Source organism: Rhodopirellula sp. UH5, assembly GCF_056839225.1.
The window spans coordinates 1,801,097-1,817,981 of sequence record NZ_CM166390.1; the positions used below are offsets into that span (position 1 = coordinate 1,801,097).

13 protein-coding genes, 1 other RNA gene and 1 pseudogene are annotated in these 16,885 nt (G+C 57.3%); 9 read left to right on the plus strand and 6 right to left on the minus strand.

Annotated features, from left to right (window positions below):
- The first annotated feature begins 78 nt into the window (after nucleotides 1-78).
- Entirely contained in the window at nucleotides 79-2,838 is a 2,760-nt protein-coding gene (locus UH5x_RS06690) for a phosphoenolpyruvate carboxylase (protein ID WP_047813464.1), read from the plus strand.
- On the opposite strand, the gene UH5x_RS06695 is transcribed toward UH5x_RS06690, so the two are convergent.
- Together UH5x_RS06695 and UH5x_RS06700 are read right to left on the minus strand one after the other, a co-directional pair.
- Nucleotides 2,815-4,242 carry an O-antigen ligase family protein gene (locus UH5x_RS06695; protein WP_482635164.1) on the minus strand — a complete coding sequence of 476 codons (1,428 nt, stop codon included), beginning with the start codon at nucleotides 4,240-4,242 and terminating at the stop codon, nucleotides 2,815-2,817. The genes UH5x_RS06690 and UH5x_RS06695 overlap by 24 nt on opposite strands.
- 8 nt (nucleotides 4,243-4,250) lie before the next feature.
- The gene (locus tag UH5x_RS06700; protein ID WP_482635165.1) at nucleotides 4,251-5,012 is read right to left on the minus strand and encodes an apolipoprotein acyltransferase; all 762 of its coding nucleotides are present in this window, start codon (nucleotides 5,010-5,012) and stop codon (nucleotides 4,251-4,253) included.
- Nucleotides 5,013-5,751: 739 nt separating this feature from the next.
- On the opposite strand from UH5x_RS06700, the gene UH5x_RS06705 reads away from it, so the two are divergent.
- On the plus strand, nucleotides 5,752-6,195 hold the full coding sequence (locus UH5x_RS06705; protein ID WP_047813467.1) for a thioredoxin family protein: 444 nt from the start codon (nucleotides 5,752-5,754) through the stop codon (nucleotides 6,193-6,195).
- A gap of 161 nt (nucleotides 6,196-6,356) precedes the next feature.
- Here the strand turns inward: UH5x_RS06705 and UH5x_RS06710 are convergent, their stop codons facing one another.
- Nucleotides 6,357-6,812, minus strand: a complete 456-nt coding sequence (locus tag UH5x_RS06710; RefSeq protein WP_047813579.1) for an FHA domain-containing protein — start codon at nucleotides 6,810-6,812, stop codon at nucleotides 6,357-6,359.
- Between the two features lie 509 nt (nucleotides 6,813-7,321).
- Here UH5x_RS06710 and mnmL point away from each other — a divergent pair.
- Complete coding sequence (gene mnmL / locus UH5x_RS06715) at nucleotides 7,322-8,500, plus strand: tRNA modification radical SAM protein MnmL/YtqA (protein WP_482635166.1); 1,179 nt, start codon at nucleotides 7,322-7,324, stop codon at nucleotides 8,498-8,500.
- Nucleotides 8,501-8,545: 45 nt separating this feature from the next.
- Here mnmL and UH5x_RS06720 read toward each other — a convergent pair whose 3' ends face one another.
- The gene (locus UH5x_RS06720; RefSeq protein ID WP_482635167.1) at nucleotides 8,546-9,325 is read right to left on the minus strand and encodes a DUF4332 domain-containing protein; all 780 of its coding nucleotides are present in this window, start codon (nucleotides 9,323-9,325) and stop codon (nucleotides 8,546-8,548) included.
- A 315-nt stretch (nucleotides 9,326-9,640) separates the two neighbouring features.
- Between UH5x_RS06720 and UH5x_RS06725 the strand changes: the two genes are divergently transcribed.
- Together UH5x_RS06725 and ssrA are read left to right on the plus strand one after the other, a co-directional pair.
- Nucleotides 9,641-10,258, plus strand: coding sequence for a hypothetical protein (locus UH5x_RS06725; RefSeq protein ID WP_047813469.1), 618 nt, complete (start codon nucleotides 9,641-9,643; stop codon nucleotides 10,256-10,258).
- Nucleotides 10,259-10,404: 146 nt separating this feature from the next.
- Nucleotides 10,405-10,798, plus strand: a transfer-messenger RNA (tmRNA) gene (ssrA, locus tag UH5x_RS06730).
- A 69-nt stretch (nucleotides 10,799-10,867) separates the two neighbouring features.
- Here ssrA and UH5x_RS06735 read toward each other — a convergent pair.
- Nucleotides 10,868-11,593 (minus strand): helix-turn-helix transcriptional regulator, encoded by a 726-nt coding sequence (locus UH5x_RS06735; RefSeq protein ID WP_482635168.1) that lies wholly within the window; start codon nucleotides 11,591-11,593, stop codon nucleotides 10,868-10,870.
- A 134-nt stretch (nucleotides 11,594-11,727) separates the two neighbouring features.
- Here UH5x_RS06735 and UH5x_RS06740 point away from each other — a divergent pair, with 134 nt between their 5' ends.
- On the plus strand, nucleotides 11,728-12,708 hold the full coding sequence (locus tag UH5x_RS06740) for an alpha/beta fold hydrolase (protein WP_047813471.1): 981 nt from the start codon (nucleotides 11,728-11,730) through the stop codon (nucleotides 12,706-12,708).
- A 508-nt stretch (nucleotides 12,709-13,216) separates the two neighbouring features.
- On the opposite strand, the gene UH5x_RS06745 is transcribed toward UH5x_RS06740, so the two are convergent.
- Nucleotides 13,217-14,449 carry a putative glycoside hydrolase gene (locus UH5x_RS06745; RefSeq protein ID WP_482635169.1) on the minus strand — a complete coding sequence of 411 codons (1,233 nt, stop codon included), beginning with the start codon at nucleotides 14,447-14,449 and terminating at the stop codon, nucleotides 13,217-13,219.
- 287 nt (nucleotides 14,450-14,736) lie between these two features.
- Between UH5x_RS06745 and UH5x_RS06750 the strand changes: the two are divergent.
- From UH5x_RS06750 to UH5x_RS06760, 3 genes and pseudogenes are all read left to right on the plus strand, one after another.
- Nucleotides 14,737-14,889, plus strand: a pseudogene (locus UH5x_RS06750) (GTP-binding protein); the annotation flags it as partial.
- 110 nt (nucleotides 14,890-14,999) lie between these two features.
- A complete protein-coding gene (locus tag UH5x_RS06755) occupies nucleotides 15,000-15,611 on the plus strand; it encodes an RNA 2'-phosphotransferase (RefSeq protein ID WP_482635170.1) in 612 nt (203 codons plus the stop codon).
- Between the two features lie 11 nt (nucleotides 15,612-15,622).
- Complete coding sequence (locus UH5x_RS06760) at nucleotides 15,623-16,675, plus strand: ADP-ribosylglycohydrolase family protein (protein WP_482635938.1); 1,053 nt, start codon at nucleotides 15,623-15,625, stop codon at nucleotides 16,673-16,675.
- Nucleotides 16,676-16,885 lie beyond the last annotated feature (210 nt).

Sequence of the window (16,885 nt, forward strand, 5' to 3'; positions counted from 1 at the left end):
ATTCGTTTGATTGACGAGACCCGATGATGCAATTAAGTCGCGACCTCATTCTCCTATTCTCCACATTGAATTGCCCCGATGGTATCAGCCAATATTCTCGCCCTTGATGTCGACCAACTGAATCGTGACTGGCAGTGGATGCTGTCCGCGCTGCAGACGGTTCTGCAGCGGGGGGGCGACGAGAAACTGGCAGAGCTGTTGCCGGTCCCGGGTTGCAAGCTCGATCCCGCAAAAGCTCCGGCTGATTCGGTTCAGCTGACTCAGGCGTATTCCATTGCCTTCCAATTGTTGAGCATGGCCGAACAGGGGTCTGCCGCTCAGTTTCGAGACCGCATTGAATCTGAGACCGGCATGGCTGATCTCCCCGCGCTGTGGGGCGAGAGCCTGCAACAATTGATCGACCAGGGATGGACCGCGGACATGATTGCCGCAGAACTTCCATCGATGCGAGTCGAACTCGTGCTGACCGCACACCCCACCGAGGCCAAACGAGCGACGGTGTTGGCTCACCACCGTCGCCTCTTCCGCCGTTTCCAACTTCGACACCAGGAAGACCTTCCCCCATGGCGGCGATCTGAGAACGAGCAAGCGATTGAATCGGTGCTCAGCATCCTGTGGCGAACCGGCGAAATCTACCTCGACAAACCGGACCTGCAATCCGAACGCCGCAATGTGATGGATTACTTGACGGTCGTCTTCCCCAAAGCCTTGCAACCACTTGATCAACGCTTGCGGCAAGCTTGGCGAGAGGTCGGACTGAGCGAAAAGGCCATCGCAGATCCCTTGGCGTTGCCGCGATTGACGTTCGGAACCTGGGTGGGCGGCGACCGCGACGGGCACCCATTGGTCACGCCTGAAGTCACTGAAGAAACGCTGATGCAGCTTCGCCGTGGTGCGGTCGAACTGATGCGAGAGGAGCTGGTTCAACTGGCGCGTTTGACCAGCGTGTCGGCCTATTGGTTGCCGCCGACCAGTGATTTCCTCACCCGCATTGCAGAACGAGCCCATGCGATGGGCAGCACCGGAGCCGCCGCAATTTCGCGGAACCCCAATGAACCTTGGCGTCAGTTCATCAACCTGATGCTAGCCAGCTTGCCATCCGAGTCGACGAGGGCAAACGGCAAGGAACAATTCACGTACCAACGTTCACGCGAATTGCTGGCGGATCTCCGTTGCCTGCACGAAAGCTTGGTGGCGGTCGATCTGGGAGATGTGGCGACCAGTGCCGTGGCTCCCACAATGCGAATCGCTCAAACGTTTGGTTTCCACTTGGCAGTGCTGGACATCCGGCAAAACAGCGCCAAACACGACACCGCGATCGAACAACTTCTGCGAGCCGCAGGCATGGCGGACTGGAAATTTGCCAGCTGGGATGAAGACAAACGGATGGCTTTCCTGAACGAGGAACTAGCCAGTTCGCGACCACTGACGCACCCTGATGCATCCGCTGGCGAAGAAGCCGATGCGGTGCTCGGAGCGCTGCGCGTGGTGACCGAGTATCGCTCGCAACATGGTGCCGATGGACTGGGAGCGCTGATCGTCAGCATGACCCGCAAGACATCGGATTTGATGGCGGTCTACTTGCTCGCTCGCGAAGTCGGGTTGTTGCAACGGACCGAATCGGGAGTGGTTTGCCCGCTGCCAGTGGTCCCGTTGTTCGAAACGATCGATGACCTCGAACGCTCGCCGGAGATCTACGACGGATTCCTTCAACACCCGATCACGCGAAACAGCTTGGCTGCGATTGCCCAACGAGAAGGGGCGACGACTCCGGTCGGACAAGTCATGATTGGATACAGCGATAGCAACAAGGATGGCGGGATTCTGGCCAGCCTCGTGGGGCTGCGTCACGCTCAGCGAAAACTGACTCAGGCGGCTCGTTCCCACGGCGTTCGCGCCCGATTCTTTCATGGCCGCGGCGGCACGATCAGCCGCGGTGCCGGGCCAACGCACCGGTTCATCAAGAGTCTTCCCGATCATACGATCGGCGGTGACATGCGGCTCACAGAACAGGGCGAGACGATCGCTCAAAAGTACGCTCACGAACCGACCGCGATCTACAACCTGGAACTGTTCCTCGCGGGAGTCACGCGAAAATCGTTGGCCGATTCGCGATCCGAGGAACCCGAACATCCGCTGGAACCAACGCTGGTGAAACTGGCCGCCTGGGCTCGATCGACCTACCACGAATTGCTTCACAGCGACGGCTTCGTCGAGTTCTTTCGCGAAGCCACGCCGATCGATGCAATTGAACAAAGCCGCATCGGATCGCGTCCGGCCCGTCGAACCGGCCAGCAAACGCTGGATGACTTGCGAGCCATCCCGTGGGTGTTCAGTTGGGGTCAAGCCCGTTGCTACCTGTCAGGTTGGTACGGCGTCGGGACCGCTCTGAAAAAGTTGCAAACCGAATGCCCCGATGAGTTCGCGGCCGTCAAAGAAGCACTCCGCGACTGGGCGCCACTCCACTACTTGATCAGCAACGTGGCGACCAGCGTGACAGCGGTCGACATTGAAGTGATGAAGCAATACGCGATGCTGGTTGAAAACGAAACACTGCGAGAACACTTTGTCAGCGACATCGAATCGCAATGGACGCTGGCTTGCGAGATGGTCGAAGCAGTTTATGGCGGACCGCTGGAAACCCAGCGTCCCAACGTGCAACGCATGATCGCACTGCGAAGCGAGGGTCTGCGTTTGCTGCACCGCCAACAGATCTCCCTGCTGCAGCGTTGGCGTAGTTACAACAAGATGGGCGAGCACAAACAAGCCGATGCATTGCTCCCCGCCTTGCTGTTGAGCGTCAATGCGATCGCGTCAGGATTGGGAACGACCGGCTAACGCCGGTGCCAACAACGCGGCCATCCAAAGGACGGTCAGCGTGGTTGGAAACGACTCGATGATCGTGTCCTCGACGAGTCCTGACACCAACACGTAGGTCAGGACAGTGCGGATCCATTCCTGTGGCGAGGTCGCTCCAAACACCAACGACCATCCGAGCATCAACAGTATCAGCAAGCAGGCGAAGACTCCCGCGGAAAAGGTGACGTGCAACAACAAGTTGTGAGTCCCGGTTGCTTCGCGGCTCATGACACTGGCGGCACTGTCCATCCCGTATCCAGTGAGCGGGCGCACCGCGATCAGTCCAATGGCTTCTTCCCAGATCGTGGTTCGGCCGGTGAGCGAGGTGAGTTCTTCCACATCACCGCTTTTGGTCACCGCATTGACCGCGGACTCCGAGAAAGGGCCTTCTCCGGTGAACAGTGAAATCGCCAGAACCAGCCCCGCGGCCGAGGCGATTCCGATGATCCCAAGGGCCAACCCGCCTCGTCCGTAAAGACGATCGATCAGCAAAACGCCCCCAGCGGCCATCCCCGCCAGCATGGCCGTTCGGCTGAGCGTTGCCACGACCGTGGCTGCGGCAAGCACCATGATGGCGATCAACACCAGTCGCTGCCACGGCCCACGGACGCCCACGGAGATCAATGAATCGGTGCGTCCCAAGTACATGGCCACGCCAACCAACCCAATTGCGATCGCCGTTTTCGCGATGTTGTTCGGGTGCCCCGTGCCGCCCATTCGCTGGACCGTTTCGGTCGCGCTAATGTATTCCTCGAACGTCCCCATTTCGGGAACAAGCACGAACAGGCCCCAGGTCACCAACATGTACAGCGACGTTCCTGCAACGATCGCCGCCAGCATGCGTCGTGGTCCCAACGTGGCCAGCGCCATCGCGGTGAAAAGCAGGTAGCCAACAAAGATCAATGCTGACGCGCGACTGATGGTCGCGTTGCTTTCGATGGCAAACAGACTGGTGATACAGAACAGACCGCCGAGTGCGAGCAGTCCAAGTCCCGGGAGACTGCCGAGCAACAGCCGGGTTCGCGGGCTGACCAACAACGCGATTCCTCCCAAACCGCTGGCGGCCGCGGCGATGGCAAGTTTTGCCAGCGTCAGCACGTTCAGGCTGCTGGTCGCCCGATCGAATTCGGCACTGGTCTTCGGTTCGATGGGGTTGATGAACATCGCCATCATCACAACCACGAAAACAATCGCGTGAATGAAACCACCGTCACCGGAGGAAGACCTGGGGCCATTCCCGGAAGGAGGCTCAACTTCATGGATGGCGCCCATGTCACCGTCCGGGAACGCGTCTGCTTCCGCCGCATCCAGGGAAGCGACGACCGAATCGGGAACCGCGGAACCGGGGCTCGCAAACGTTGGCTGAGAAGACGAGGGTGACATCGGGCCCACTATAGACGTGGCATGTACCAGTCGACTTGATTTTCTTGATAGACGCGAAATTTCACGCCGTGGGACCAGAGATCAAAGTAAGGCTGAAACGGTTCTTCCAGCTCCCCTTGATCCACACCGACCAAACTTGCCGCCAAGTGGTCCCGGTACAACGGCCACATCAAATGATCACGAACACCAGCGTCGCAGCTAATGAAGTAAAAAGGAGCACGAAGTGATTCTGCGAAGGGTTCAGGCGTCGAGATTCGCGTGACCAGTTGCTCGACAACATTCTGGAACGTCTTCAGCAGCTCCGTTTTCTCATGATCTTGCCGAGGGTGTTTGGGGGCAATGCCTTCCAAAACCCGGTGCTTGGTGATCGATCGCAGGCGTCCAGCCGCCTCGGGATCCCCCAGCTTGTCGGCCAATTCGGCCATGCGTTCCGTCCACTCCACCGCCTTGGACTCGACCACCGCTGGATCGATCGGTTCAGGCGATCGAACCAAGAAGAATGCATCGCGACCGCCCTGAGGCCGCCGGTCATCCCCGGCGATTTCAAACAAGCGTTCCAGGCGCTGTCCCAGTTCTGGCCCGCAATCCAGCTCGTCAAACACGCCGTCCAAGCCACGTCCATCGGGACGAAAAGACTGAAAGAAACCGAGAAACTTGTCGTTCTCAAAAACCGTGTCGTCCATGATCCCGACGGCTTCGCCCATCCGCCGAAGCAACGCTTCGAGGCGGGGGTGGTCAGGGGGAACGGCCGGGACTGCGGGCGGTTGCATGGAGCTACTGGTGGATGAGGGAGAACAACTCGGCGGAACAATCGAAGAACTTGCCAGCAATCCCGCCATTTCTCAACCCGCGAAACGGAAAAAGCGATTAACAAGCGTCCGGGACGGCGGTGTGGACGCCTCGAAAGCGAATCCTCGAAACGTCTGCCCGAGAGGCGTCCAGCGAGCGAAAACTGCCACCTTCCGCTCGATCGTGCCATCTCGCACTCACCAGACTTGCCTATTCTCACACACGAGCGTCGCACGCGACTCTTTTATCGCCCCATAGCGGTCCACATTCCTCCCCTGCCATGAAATTGCCAAAAGGCGAGTGCGGATACTTGCACGCATTTGCTGCAGTCCTAGAATCCCGCCCAGCCTGTCCGGTCAACGCGATCGGCACAGTTTGGCCATCCCCCCTGAACGGGGACCAAACTGTGTCAGACGTTTTCCTTTCAGGCCGAGGTCATTTCCATCGTCGATCAGGATGTCATCGACCGGAGCCGACTTTCAGCGTTTATTGCGAATTCGCCAGTGCCTTCGAGAGGAACTCGAAATGGGTTGGGCGTGTTTCGTTGCACAAGCGTTTCGGCGGTACCACTCATCGAACTTTTCTTGAGCTAGGACATGGATTGCGGATGATCTGCCGCCCTCAGGGACTCTGAGGCTGTCAGTCACTCGCTTGCCCAGCTCGATGCCGGCATGGTGCCGCAACCGTCGACGCTTCACACGTTGTATGAGGAAGCTTGGGATGCTGTCACTGTTCTTGGGTCTCACAATCGCTATGGCGACCAACGGCTCTGTTACGACCGAGGTCACCCATCATGCGTCCACACAGACGCCAGACCAGAACTACACACTCGCCTACAAAAAGTCGGTCGAGGAAGACAAACCACTGATGGTCGTGGTCGGAGCACCGTGGTGCCCCGCTTGCGAAACGTTGAAGAAAACAACCATCGCCAACATGCAAAACAGTGGCGAACTTGACGGAGTCAGTGTTGCTTTGGTCAACCGCGATGCGGAACCAGAACTCGCCGAAACGTTGATGGAAGGCGAAAAGATGATCCCGCAGATCATCCTCTACAGCAAAACGGCAGACGGTCGTTGGAGTCGCCGCAAGTTGACGGGGTACCAACCGGTTCAACCCGTTCGCTCCCTGATCAAACGAGTCACCGCCACCTTGGGTCGCGGTTGATCAAGGCTTCGCTTGGAAACGCCCGAGAGGGCGATCCCAAGCACAACAGCCCAATTCATAAAAAAGGCACGTGCGAGCATTGTTCGCACGTGCCTTTTTTGTTGTGTTGCCATCCGAACGGATCAACGGCGAAAACCGCCGCCGATTCCCGTCGCGAGCGATCAGTCTTCCGATTTTCGGTTGAAGAACCCCTTCTTGGGATCCCGCCGACTGATCCCAGCCCGATCCATCAATGAACTCTTCATCACTTCTTCGATGTAATCGTCATCCGCAGGTGGTGGCCCATAAGCTCCCAACAATTGCGGTTCATACTCCAACGTGTAGTGGTGCTTTGCGATCGAGATTTTGCAGTTGGGATCCGCTCTTTTGCGCATGATCGCACGACCATCGACCTTGGTTCCGTTGCGGCTGTTCAGGTCACGGATGAACCAATACCCCTGTTCCAGGGTCATTCGGCAATGTTGGCTGGACACGTTGGAGAAGTCCAAGCAGATATCGCAGTGTCGCCGGCGACCAAAAAGCAATTTGTCTTTGACCAGCGGGATTGGGTCCCCGCCGCCCAAAGGCGTCAGTTGACCAAAGGCACCAGCAAATTGAGGGGCGTCTTCCGCACTCATGATGACGTTGAGCTTCAAAGAAGGAGGGATGATGACTTGAAACGCTGCATTGTATTCTCGCAATGAGCGACGGGCCAGCCTTCACGCCCCCCGACGGGGAAGGTTGGAAGGCAATCACAGGGCTTTCTTTTCCTATTTTGACGCCTGTTCTGATTGGAAGGCTCGCGGAAAATGGAAGATTCTCCGAAACGGCCGTCAGCGACCGACTCAACCGACCGCTTCACTTGGCAGCGTCCATCCCCCGGCGCGTTCGCTTTGAAGTTTGGTTGTGCGATTTGATTGCTTGGCCCAAAACCAACTTCCGTCCCCGAAAGAGGTCGTGCAGTTTTACTTCACCCTCCCCACGCTTCGCTCGACCCTCCCAAGGCGAGGGTGATGACAAACGCCTGGCAATTCAAGACTTCAAAACGGCCCGACCTCCAAAGCGGGCAGGGGAGCGAACCCACCTTCACCGAAAGGGACGCTGCCCAGCGAGTCGACGCTGAAAATCATCGGGCAAAGCGTCTGTCATGCCCCTCGGCGTCGCCGGTTGGTTTCCGACGTCTCCACGTTACAATTCCGCGATGAAATCACCCTCTGAGCAATCATCCCCCGATCGTTCCGCCACCCCCGCCCCCGATTCGGCGATCGTTCCCGATCACTCCCGGTTGGCTTGGCAGGCAGAGGGTGCTCGGTTCAATGCATTTGGAAAGTCGCTTCGTCGACGACATGGCGGGCGGATTCAGCGTGTCAGCATCGATGCGGGATTCACTTGCCCCAACGTGGACGGAGCGGTCACGACGGGCGGCTGCAATTTCTGCGACAACCGGTCCTTCAGTCCCTCCCGACGCGTGCGTTTGCAGCGCGTCGCGGATCAGCTGAGCGAACAAATCGGCCGCGTTCAAAAACGCTACAACGACGTCCGTGGTTTCATTGCCTACTTCCAACCAGCAACGAACACCTACGCTCCCATCGAGCAATTGCGGGAGATCTTTGACCTCGCGTTGCATTCGGACGATCGAATCGTGGGCTTGGCCGTGGGCACTCGGCCCGATTGCGTTCCCGACAGTGTCCTGGATCTGCTCCAAGAACTGGCCGTTGACCACGACGTGTCGCTGGAATTTGGGATGCAGACCGTTCACGACGAATCGCTCGAGTGGATGAACCGGGCTCATACCCACGCCGATATGATCAACGCGATCGACCGTTCCCGAGGTCGCGGATTTGAATGCTGCTCACACATCATCTTGGGTGTCCCCCGAGAAGATCACGCGATGATGATGGAATCGGCGGTTGAAATCGGTCGTCTGGGTTTCGATGCGATCAAGCTTCACAATCTCTACAGCGTTCGCGGAACGCCGCTGGGGGAAGAAGTCTTGGCGGGCAAAATTCAGATGATGAAACGTGAAGACTACGTTCGCACCGTCGTCGATTTCCTGGAACGCATTCCACCAGAGGTGATCGTCGAACGGGTCAGTGGCGACGCACCGCCCAATTATCTGATCGAACCAAAATGGTGCGCGGACAAACAAAACATTCGTCGAGAGATTGAAGCGGAATTTGACCGCCGCGATTCACGACAAGGCGACCACTTCGTGCCGCCGGAGGTCCCTCCGATGCAACGACCTCGACCAGCCGATGCCACACCAGAATCGATTCGCAATCGCATCGATACACGTGGTCGACTGCCGGTGCTGAAGATGCAGTGACGACCTGCCAGGACCGTGAACCATCCACCCGCGGACCGATCCTCGCTACGCCGCAACCTGCGTTTCGGCAGGGTGCGTTTGAATCCAGTGAGCGACCAATTGTTCGCATTGGCCCACCCAGCTTTTGACGCGTCGCAAGCTCGGAACCCCTCGATGCCCCACCAATCGCTGACCGCGACTGCTGAGCGAGAACCGCTCCAAATCGCGATGCAACACAGCGGCTGATTCACGCGCCAACGAAGCCACGCTGCGGCGATGAATCGCGACCAGAATCAGTGCATCGCGAGGCATCATGCCATCAATCGCAACCGCCAATCGCACTGCCGCACGCAAACGTTTGATCGAACGCAGGGCACGTTGAGGCGATTTGTATTGACGTGAAATCAGGTCCGGGTTGCAACACGCCAAATCACCCGCGGTGACCACTCCAACCTTTGCCAGCAAACGGCAACGTTTCTCATTGCAGATTTGCAGGTGCTCGATCCGCATCGCAAAAATGCGTTCACGATGGCTGCTGCGAAGTCGCGACGGACGACCAACAGCAGACGCCACCGAAGTGGATGGCGTTGGGATGGCAGATGAAGCGACGGAACTTCCCATTGCCTCGGTGCTTTGCATCGCCATTGCAACCGGAGCCACGTTTGGCTGGGCGATGGAGCGAAGATCCGCAGCGGCCGGCGGAAGCTGCAACTTCAGCTTCACGCTCCCGGACAATTCATGACCAGCAGAAGCCTGCTGCCCATTCATTTGAGTGTCGCGAGTCAGATGGGTCGGTGAGACAGGGGACCGACGACGCAGAGGAAAACGTTTCAAAAACTCGAACATAAGAGAAGACTCCTGGGAGGAAGCGATTCGAGAGATTTTTCGATAACAGCGCCCTCGGTTGGTCTGCCACCCCAGTTCGAGTCGGGATGGAATCCCTCTTCCAACCGAGATGGGACTCAAACCGCCCGACATCTCCCGCCTTGACCGGCTTTCGCGGACTCAATCGACCCTTTCGAGAAGTAAGCTCCAACGGATTGAGTTGAGGAAATATCCAAAGATTGCTCAAGAAACTTCAGCGGTGGGCCGATTAACTTCCCAGACGATCTAATTTCCGCGACCCGCAGGGTCATTCTTCGCCTGACGAAGCCCCCCACCATGACACGCCTCACCGAACGAAAACTGAGCGGAACGCTGTTTCTCACCTGTGTCGTGGGAGCCCTGTGCTTGTTGTCTGGAGGCTGTGCGCCGCTGCAGCTGAGTGCATTGAAGATGCCCAGCATGAAACCACCCAAACTCAGCGAACTGAGTGGCATGGCAGCAGGTGGAACGGATCCAGAATCACGATTCGACACCGTTGGCTCGGGAGCCACCCTGTCATCGGGCACCTTCAATGAAGAGGTCTATCACAAGGTGCGAGAGGCCAAAGCAAACGATTCCATCGTGCTGCAGGTCGTCGGCGACCGGACACCTGTGCGAGTCTTGCCATTGCCGCCCGCCTCGGGGTCCAACCCTCAAGGTCAATCCGTTTTCGTCAGCACATTGCTCAAGCAAACCGGCGTGGACAAACGTTTTGGTCGATTGGAAGCCGTGCTCTATCGGCATTCATCTGATTCCGTGGAAGGGCTTCGCATGGAAGTCATGTTCGCCGACCATGGTGCGGGCGACGTCCGCCCCGAATCCGACTACGCCCTGCGAGCGGGAGACCGGTTGGTCGTCCGAGAGGGCCAGTTTGGTGGGCTGTCGTCATTGGTCGACATGGCCCTGCAGCGTTGAGCAACCAGTGCCGCAGCCAAGTTTGGCATTCCTTGCGAAGTACCAGCGAGGAAAGGACTTGCGAGAACACCGATCAAAATTCGTCGACAAACCGTGCAGCGAACAGTGAACCAATCGGGTACAATGAACGTCTGATGAAGAAGCAAGGGGGCGACTTGGAATCGACCGGATGTCAAGAAGCGTATGCCTGCGTGTCGTGGTTGATCAGTTGGCCACGTAAAAAGCTGATCAAAAACTTTTAGTTGCAGAAGAAAACTTTGCACTGGCCGCCTAATTACAGGTAGCCCGGACTGATGGGGATCGCCGATGTCGCCTGAATGTCCGTCACAATGTCGGATCGCAACCCGTCTTACTCAAGACGCGGGTCGCTAAACAAGATTTGAGTTAGTGGATTCGGGAGCCTGTCAGGTAGCGCCCGATGAAGCGAAAAGGGGGTGCGTGATTTCGGTTGCGACATCCCTACAAATAGCTTGACTACACATGTAGACGGCATCGTGGATGCATCGCGGGACGGGAGTTCAATCCTCCCCGCCTCCACTTCAAAAGCCGAGTTGTGAGCAATCGCAACTCGGCTTTTTTATTGGACCTGTGGGATCGGTTTCCAGTCTGTCATGGACGCGACGTTGGGTCGCGAACGGGATGCACATGAGCCTCAAATGGGACGTGACGTCGCCGAAAAGTTTCGCCTTCAAAGCATGTCGGTCGGCTGATTCGGTCCATTCGAAAATGCCGGAAGTCGTCGCGGGAAGGATCCCAGGCCACCAAGTACCACAGCGGTGGCAAGATCAGCATGGCTTGCGGTTCAACCTCTCGACGCGTTTCAACGCCTTTCGCATCTCGGTACTGAAACCGCAGATGCAGTCGACGAAGAAAAGCGGTCTCGAATGCCGGCAACAGCGCCGGCGTCATCGTTCCCATGTCCGAGATGTTCACTTGTGGGGCAAGTTCCCCGACGTACAGGCACTTCAACAGGCGGCGTAAATCGCGGATCTTGTCCCTGGGCAGAGCCTTCTCGATCTTGGCGAGCCCCGCGTCCGCGAGCCCCAGAAACGGAAAACTCCCGGTGGCACGCATCGCCGATACGCTGATGATCAGCGCAAAGACCTCCGACACGGACAGCCTCGCGGTGGTCAAAACGGATTGCGGATCGAGTTGCAGACCGCCCCCGCGTCCTGGTTCCGAATGAATGACAAAGCCTTGGTCTCGCAGAACGCCAATGTCACGCAACACCGTGCGTCGGGACGCCTCCACCTCCGTCGCCAACTCAGCGATTGTCATGGTCCCATTGCGGCGAAGAAGACGCACGATCGCATCTTGACGGGAGCGAGAACTCAATTCACAAACCACATTGAATGGTGACACGTTTTGGCACCGTTAGGTTCTACGCTACGCGTGCTCATGGTCGCAAGCAAGTTTCGAAGTTGCGACACACATCTGATTGACCGCCCCAGAAACCAACAGGAATCGCAGTGTCCATCTCAACCGAATTTCCCAAACCCACTCTGATTTCAGTCAATGGTGTGGACCTCGAAGTCTTTCAGGCTGGTCAAGAAAACGCAGGGAATCCGATCGTGCTTTGTCACGGTTGGCCAGAACATGCGTTCTCTTGGCGTCATCAAATCCCTGCTCTTGCCGCAGCGGGATACCACGTCATCGTCCCCAACCAACGAGGCTATGGGAACTCGTCTTGCCCTGCCCAAGTCACCGACTACGACATCGAACATCTGGCCGGTGATCTGGTCGCACTTCTCGATCACTTCGGCTACGACGACGCCACCTTTGTCGGTCACGACTGGGGCGCGATGGTGGTTTGGGGGCTGACACTGTTGCATCCTCGCCGAGTCAATCGAGTGATCAACCTTGCCTTGCCGTACCAAGAGCGTGGCGAAAAGCCTTGGATTGAGTTTTTGGAAGAGATCTTCGGCAGCGACCACTACTTCGTTCATTTCAACCGGCATCCCGGCGTCGCGGATGCAGTGCTGAACGAAAACACGTCCCGGTTTCTTCGAAACCTGTTCCGCAAAAACGTGCCGCCGGCACCGCCTGAACCAGGCATGATGATGATCAACCTGGCCCAAGCAGAAACGCTGCGAGGCGAACCGCTGATGAGTGACGATGAACTGGCCGTCTTCCTCTCCTCCTTTGAATCGACTGGCTTCACCGGCAGCATCAACTGGTATCGAAACCTCGATCGCAACTGGCGATTGCTGGCCGACGTCGATCCAATTATTAAGCAGCCCACATTGATGATCTACGGCGACCGAGACATCATTCCCAAGTTTGAAAGACTGACCGAGTTTGTCCCCAACGCGGACGTGGTCAACCTGGACTGCGGCCACTGGATCCAGCAAGAACAACCAGAGCAAACCAATCAAGCAATCTTGGAATGGCTGTCTCGGCAAGATGCCCAAGCAGCAGGTGAGCAGAAGCCATGCGGCGAAACCGCATGAATCGAAACACGCTAAACACGCATGCAAGTGTCATCGAGTGTATGAGTCGTTCGAACGTTCGCCTGGGCCACACTGCGCACCTCTCCCGAAACGAAGTTTCGGGAGAGCGACAGCGATACACTAGGTCGAGCGACGCCGTTCAGGCGTACGCGTGGGTGAGGGCGCGGACATGGGAGGCGTCGGAGCGACCGCAATTGACAGCGTGTGCGAACCACCTGTCGCCGCTCTGCGGCTTTGTTGCGATGCGGTCGCACAGGGGACCTCGGGTTGAAACCCGAGGCTGTCAAGTGTCACCGCTCCGCGGTTTGAACGGGGAGCGTTAAAACATGCTTCAACGCCTATCACCTGACACGATCACCTCGCACCTCACATTTTCTGACCAACCCACCCTCCGTGATCCGCTCCCTGTTCAGGGTCTCTTCGATGCACCTCCAACGAACGAAGGATTTGACACGCGGGATTGCCAGCGAGGTGAATCAGTCAAGCGAATGTCTTTGCGACCGTAAGTTCATCTCGTTTCCTTCCAAGTGATCTTTGCGGTTTGCGTTTCGATATCCAGAAAGACGCTCGCTGATTCAAACTCGCGCGTGTAGGTGGTGCCATCCTTCACGGCAGGTCCCTTGGGCGGCCCCAATGGCTTGTCGTATTCTGGAAACTTGGTGAGCCACACGGCGCTGTCCTTGTTGTTCACGCTGTAACCATCATGAGGAAGGAAGTAGCTGTACTTTTCAGCGCAGATCAAGAACAGCGCCAAGCAATACTCCAGGCGTGGCTGAATGTTGGCTCCCCGAACCACTTTCTTGCGACTGTCATCAATCTTGAGCCCTGTGAGCGCTGCGTCGCCCAGGCCAATCGACATCGCGATGATCTTTCCCTGACGTGCGGCTTTCTGAACGGCGTCGATCCCTTTCGCTAAATACTCCACTCGTGTCAGGCCATTGGCCTGGCTCTCGATGCCTTCCAAGTAGGATCCGTCAAAGTACCGCATGGTGTCCAAGCCAGAATCTGTCAACCTTGCTCGGATGACATTGGCCAACAGCATCTTGTTGGCTGGAATCCTGTCCTTCAGGTCTTGCATCATCAGGAAGTAGCCGTCGGCCACTTCCTGCTTTCGCTCGGCTCCGATCTCCGCACGAAGGAAGGCTGGCTCAAGCGCTTTGATGTTGCCATCCAAAAAGATCCCGTCGATCTCATCGTGATTTGCCATTTCCACGCAGTGATCGACCCACCATCGACGCACATCCGGATTGGACAGGTCGTAGATTTCCCGAACACCACGATGCAGCTTTCGGTTGCCGTCTTTACCCTGCAAGAATGCTCCGGGGATGTCCCTCAACCCGTCATTGGTCTTGTAGCCGGAATAGTTGCACATGACATTTCGGTAATACAGAACACACGCGTCCTCATTGACGGACTTGATCGCTTTGGCTGCGGCAAGAGACCCAGCCTCGGTGGAGCCATGGGTCCGGTTGCCCGTGGTCTTCTCCAGGGTGATCAACGGGAACCCGCCTAAATAGTCCAACTCTTCGGGCGTGAAATCGGTCGCCTTTCGGATGTGCATGTACAAAGGGACTCGATCCCAACTGAATGGAGGCCGAGGCGAAGCGGTGCTGTCATGGACCGTTTCGCTGCCTTCGCCGGGGGCAGCAAGCGTGCCGTCGGCATTCGCAGCGCAACAACCGACGAGCCAACACGTGAAGACGAAAACCATTGCTGGCACGATGCATTCACTTCTTTTCATCCTGGATCTTCCTCTTGAGAGTTTCATCCGTTGTTTTGAATGCTGTCGGAACTCACCCACCAAGCTCGTTGATGGGCGAAACCGAAAACACAAACGTCGCCCCTTTCGGAACCGAAGCCTCCACCCTTGAATTGCCATTCAGCAAAGAAAGGGCACACGGACTCGTTCCCTCGCCAGGTTCAGAAACCGTTCTTCCCCTGGGATCGTGACAGGCGTTCGCGTGAACTGTTGCACTATCGTAGCGACTCCCGCTTCCGCCCTGGTCATTGGCCCTCTCGATCGCGTCAATCGTCCGCTGCCCCAGGCGACAGTACTTCTCCGTCAACGTTGGCACTATCGGTCACATCAACCACGGCAAAACAACGCTGACATCGGCGATCTTGCGTGTTCAAGCTGAGAAAGGGCTGGCGAAGTACAAATCGTACGCGTCGATTGCGAAGGCGGCAAAACAGTCGGCTCGGGTGTTGTGACTCGTGTCGTCGTTTGACGCAACCAATGACAAACGCCCGCGACGGATCCTTCTGTCGCGGGCGTTTTTCGTTCGTAGTGGATGAGGCAACGAGTCCCGCTGCAATCCATTCGTTCCCTCATCCACTACATTGGTGCTATGAAAGCCAGCCAAACACTCATCTCGACCAGCAAGTTCCTCAGCCTTGTTCTGCGGCACCAACCGGAAGTCATTGGAATGAAGCTGGACGAAGAAGGCTGGCTGGAGATCGATGATTTGATTGCGAGTGCCAATGCCCGCGGCAAGAAGCTGACTTTGGAATTGGTTCACGAAGTCATTGCCACGAACGACAAACGTCGTTTCGCACTCAGCGACGATGGTTTGCGAATTCGTGCCAGCCAAGGTCACTCTGTGTCAGGCGTGGATTTGAAGCTTGAGAAGCAGACGCCTCCCGCAACGCTTTATCATGGGACCGTGGCCGCGTTTCTCGACAGCATCCGTGAAGGCGGATTGCAAAAGCGTGCTCGCAATCACGTGCACCTGTCCGCAGATGAAACGACGGCCACGAAAGTTGGTTCGCGGCGAGGCAAACCGATCATCCTTCGTGTCGCTGCCGGGATGATGCACGAAGACGGTCACGAATTCTTCCTCTCCGCCAACGGCGTGTGGCTGGTCGATTCCGTGCCGACGAAATACTTGGCGTTTCCAGGATGAGCACGAATGCAATGACATGCGACGCGATTGTTGGATGCCTTTTGGGAACCGCGGTTGGCGATGCGTTGGGGCTTCCCTACGAAGGTGTTTCGCCGCAGAGAGCCGAGCGTTTGCTTGGACCGGCGGATCGCTACCGGTTTTTCTTTCGGCGAGGGATGGTCTCGGACGACACCGAACACACGTGCATGGTGGCCCAGTCGCTGATCGAAGCCCGCGGCGATGTCGATGTTTTCAAAAAACGTTTCGCCAGACGGCTGCGTTGGTGGATTTTGGCCTTGCCAGCGGGAGTTGGCAAAGCAACGGCTCGGTCGGGGATCAAACTGTGGTTGGGTGCAAAACCAGAAAACGCCGGTGTTTTCTCAGCCGGAAACGGGCCGGCAATGCGAGCTGCGATCTTCGGTGCCGCGATCGATGAGATGTCGCCCATGCTGGAAATGGTGCGAACCTCCTCACGACTGACACACAGCGACCCGAAAGCGGAATACGGAGCGATCGCGGTGGCGTTGGCTGCGAAACATTCGCGCCAACGCCCAACGATCAATGCAAACCAATGGCTCGATCAAGTCGTCGATGCGGTCGGAGAAGCCGGCACCGAGCTCATTGAACTGCTTCAAAAAGCAATCGACAGCGTCGGTGAGAGAGAGTCCACGAACACGTTTGCCGATTCACTGGGGCTCGGTAAAGGCATCACCGGCTACACGTATCACACCGTTCCGGTTGCGATTCATGCGTGGCTTTCACACCCGAAGGATTTTCGACAAGCCGTGACTGAGATGATTCGCTGCGGAGGCGACGCTGACACAACCGCCGCAATCGTGGGAGGCATTGTGGGTACCGGGGTTGGTCGCGAAGGGATTCCCGCGGAATGGATCCACGGCATTTGCGAATGGCCTCGCAGTACAGCATGGATGGAGCGACTCGGTGATTCGCTGGCTCGTTCCGTTGCCGGTGAGGCGTCCGTCGAAACTCCGACAATCAATCCGATCGCTGTCCTGCTTCGCAATTTGTTTTTTCTAATCGTTGTTCTCTTTCACGGCTTCCGCCGACTTGCGCCACCTTACTGATCGTTGGCGTACTGGTGAGAACAGGATTGAAGTGGGCTCCCAAGCATCGGCGCGGTGCCAGGTGAGACCTGGCCTACGGCACCTGGTAGCTGGATTTGCCAGAATTCAGAGGCGCGAGTGGTGAGCCTCCGAATTCTTGGCGAACCCGGCTACCGTCTTGCCATGCGGCGGGTTGTGATGCACCCGTTGTTGTGTGGGCCAGGTCCCACC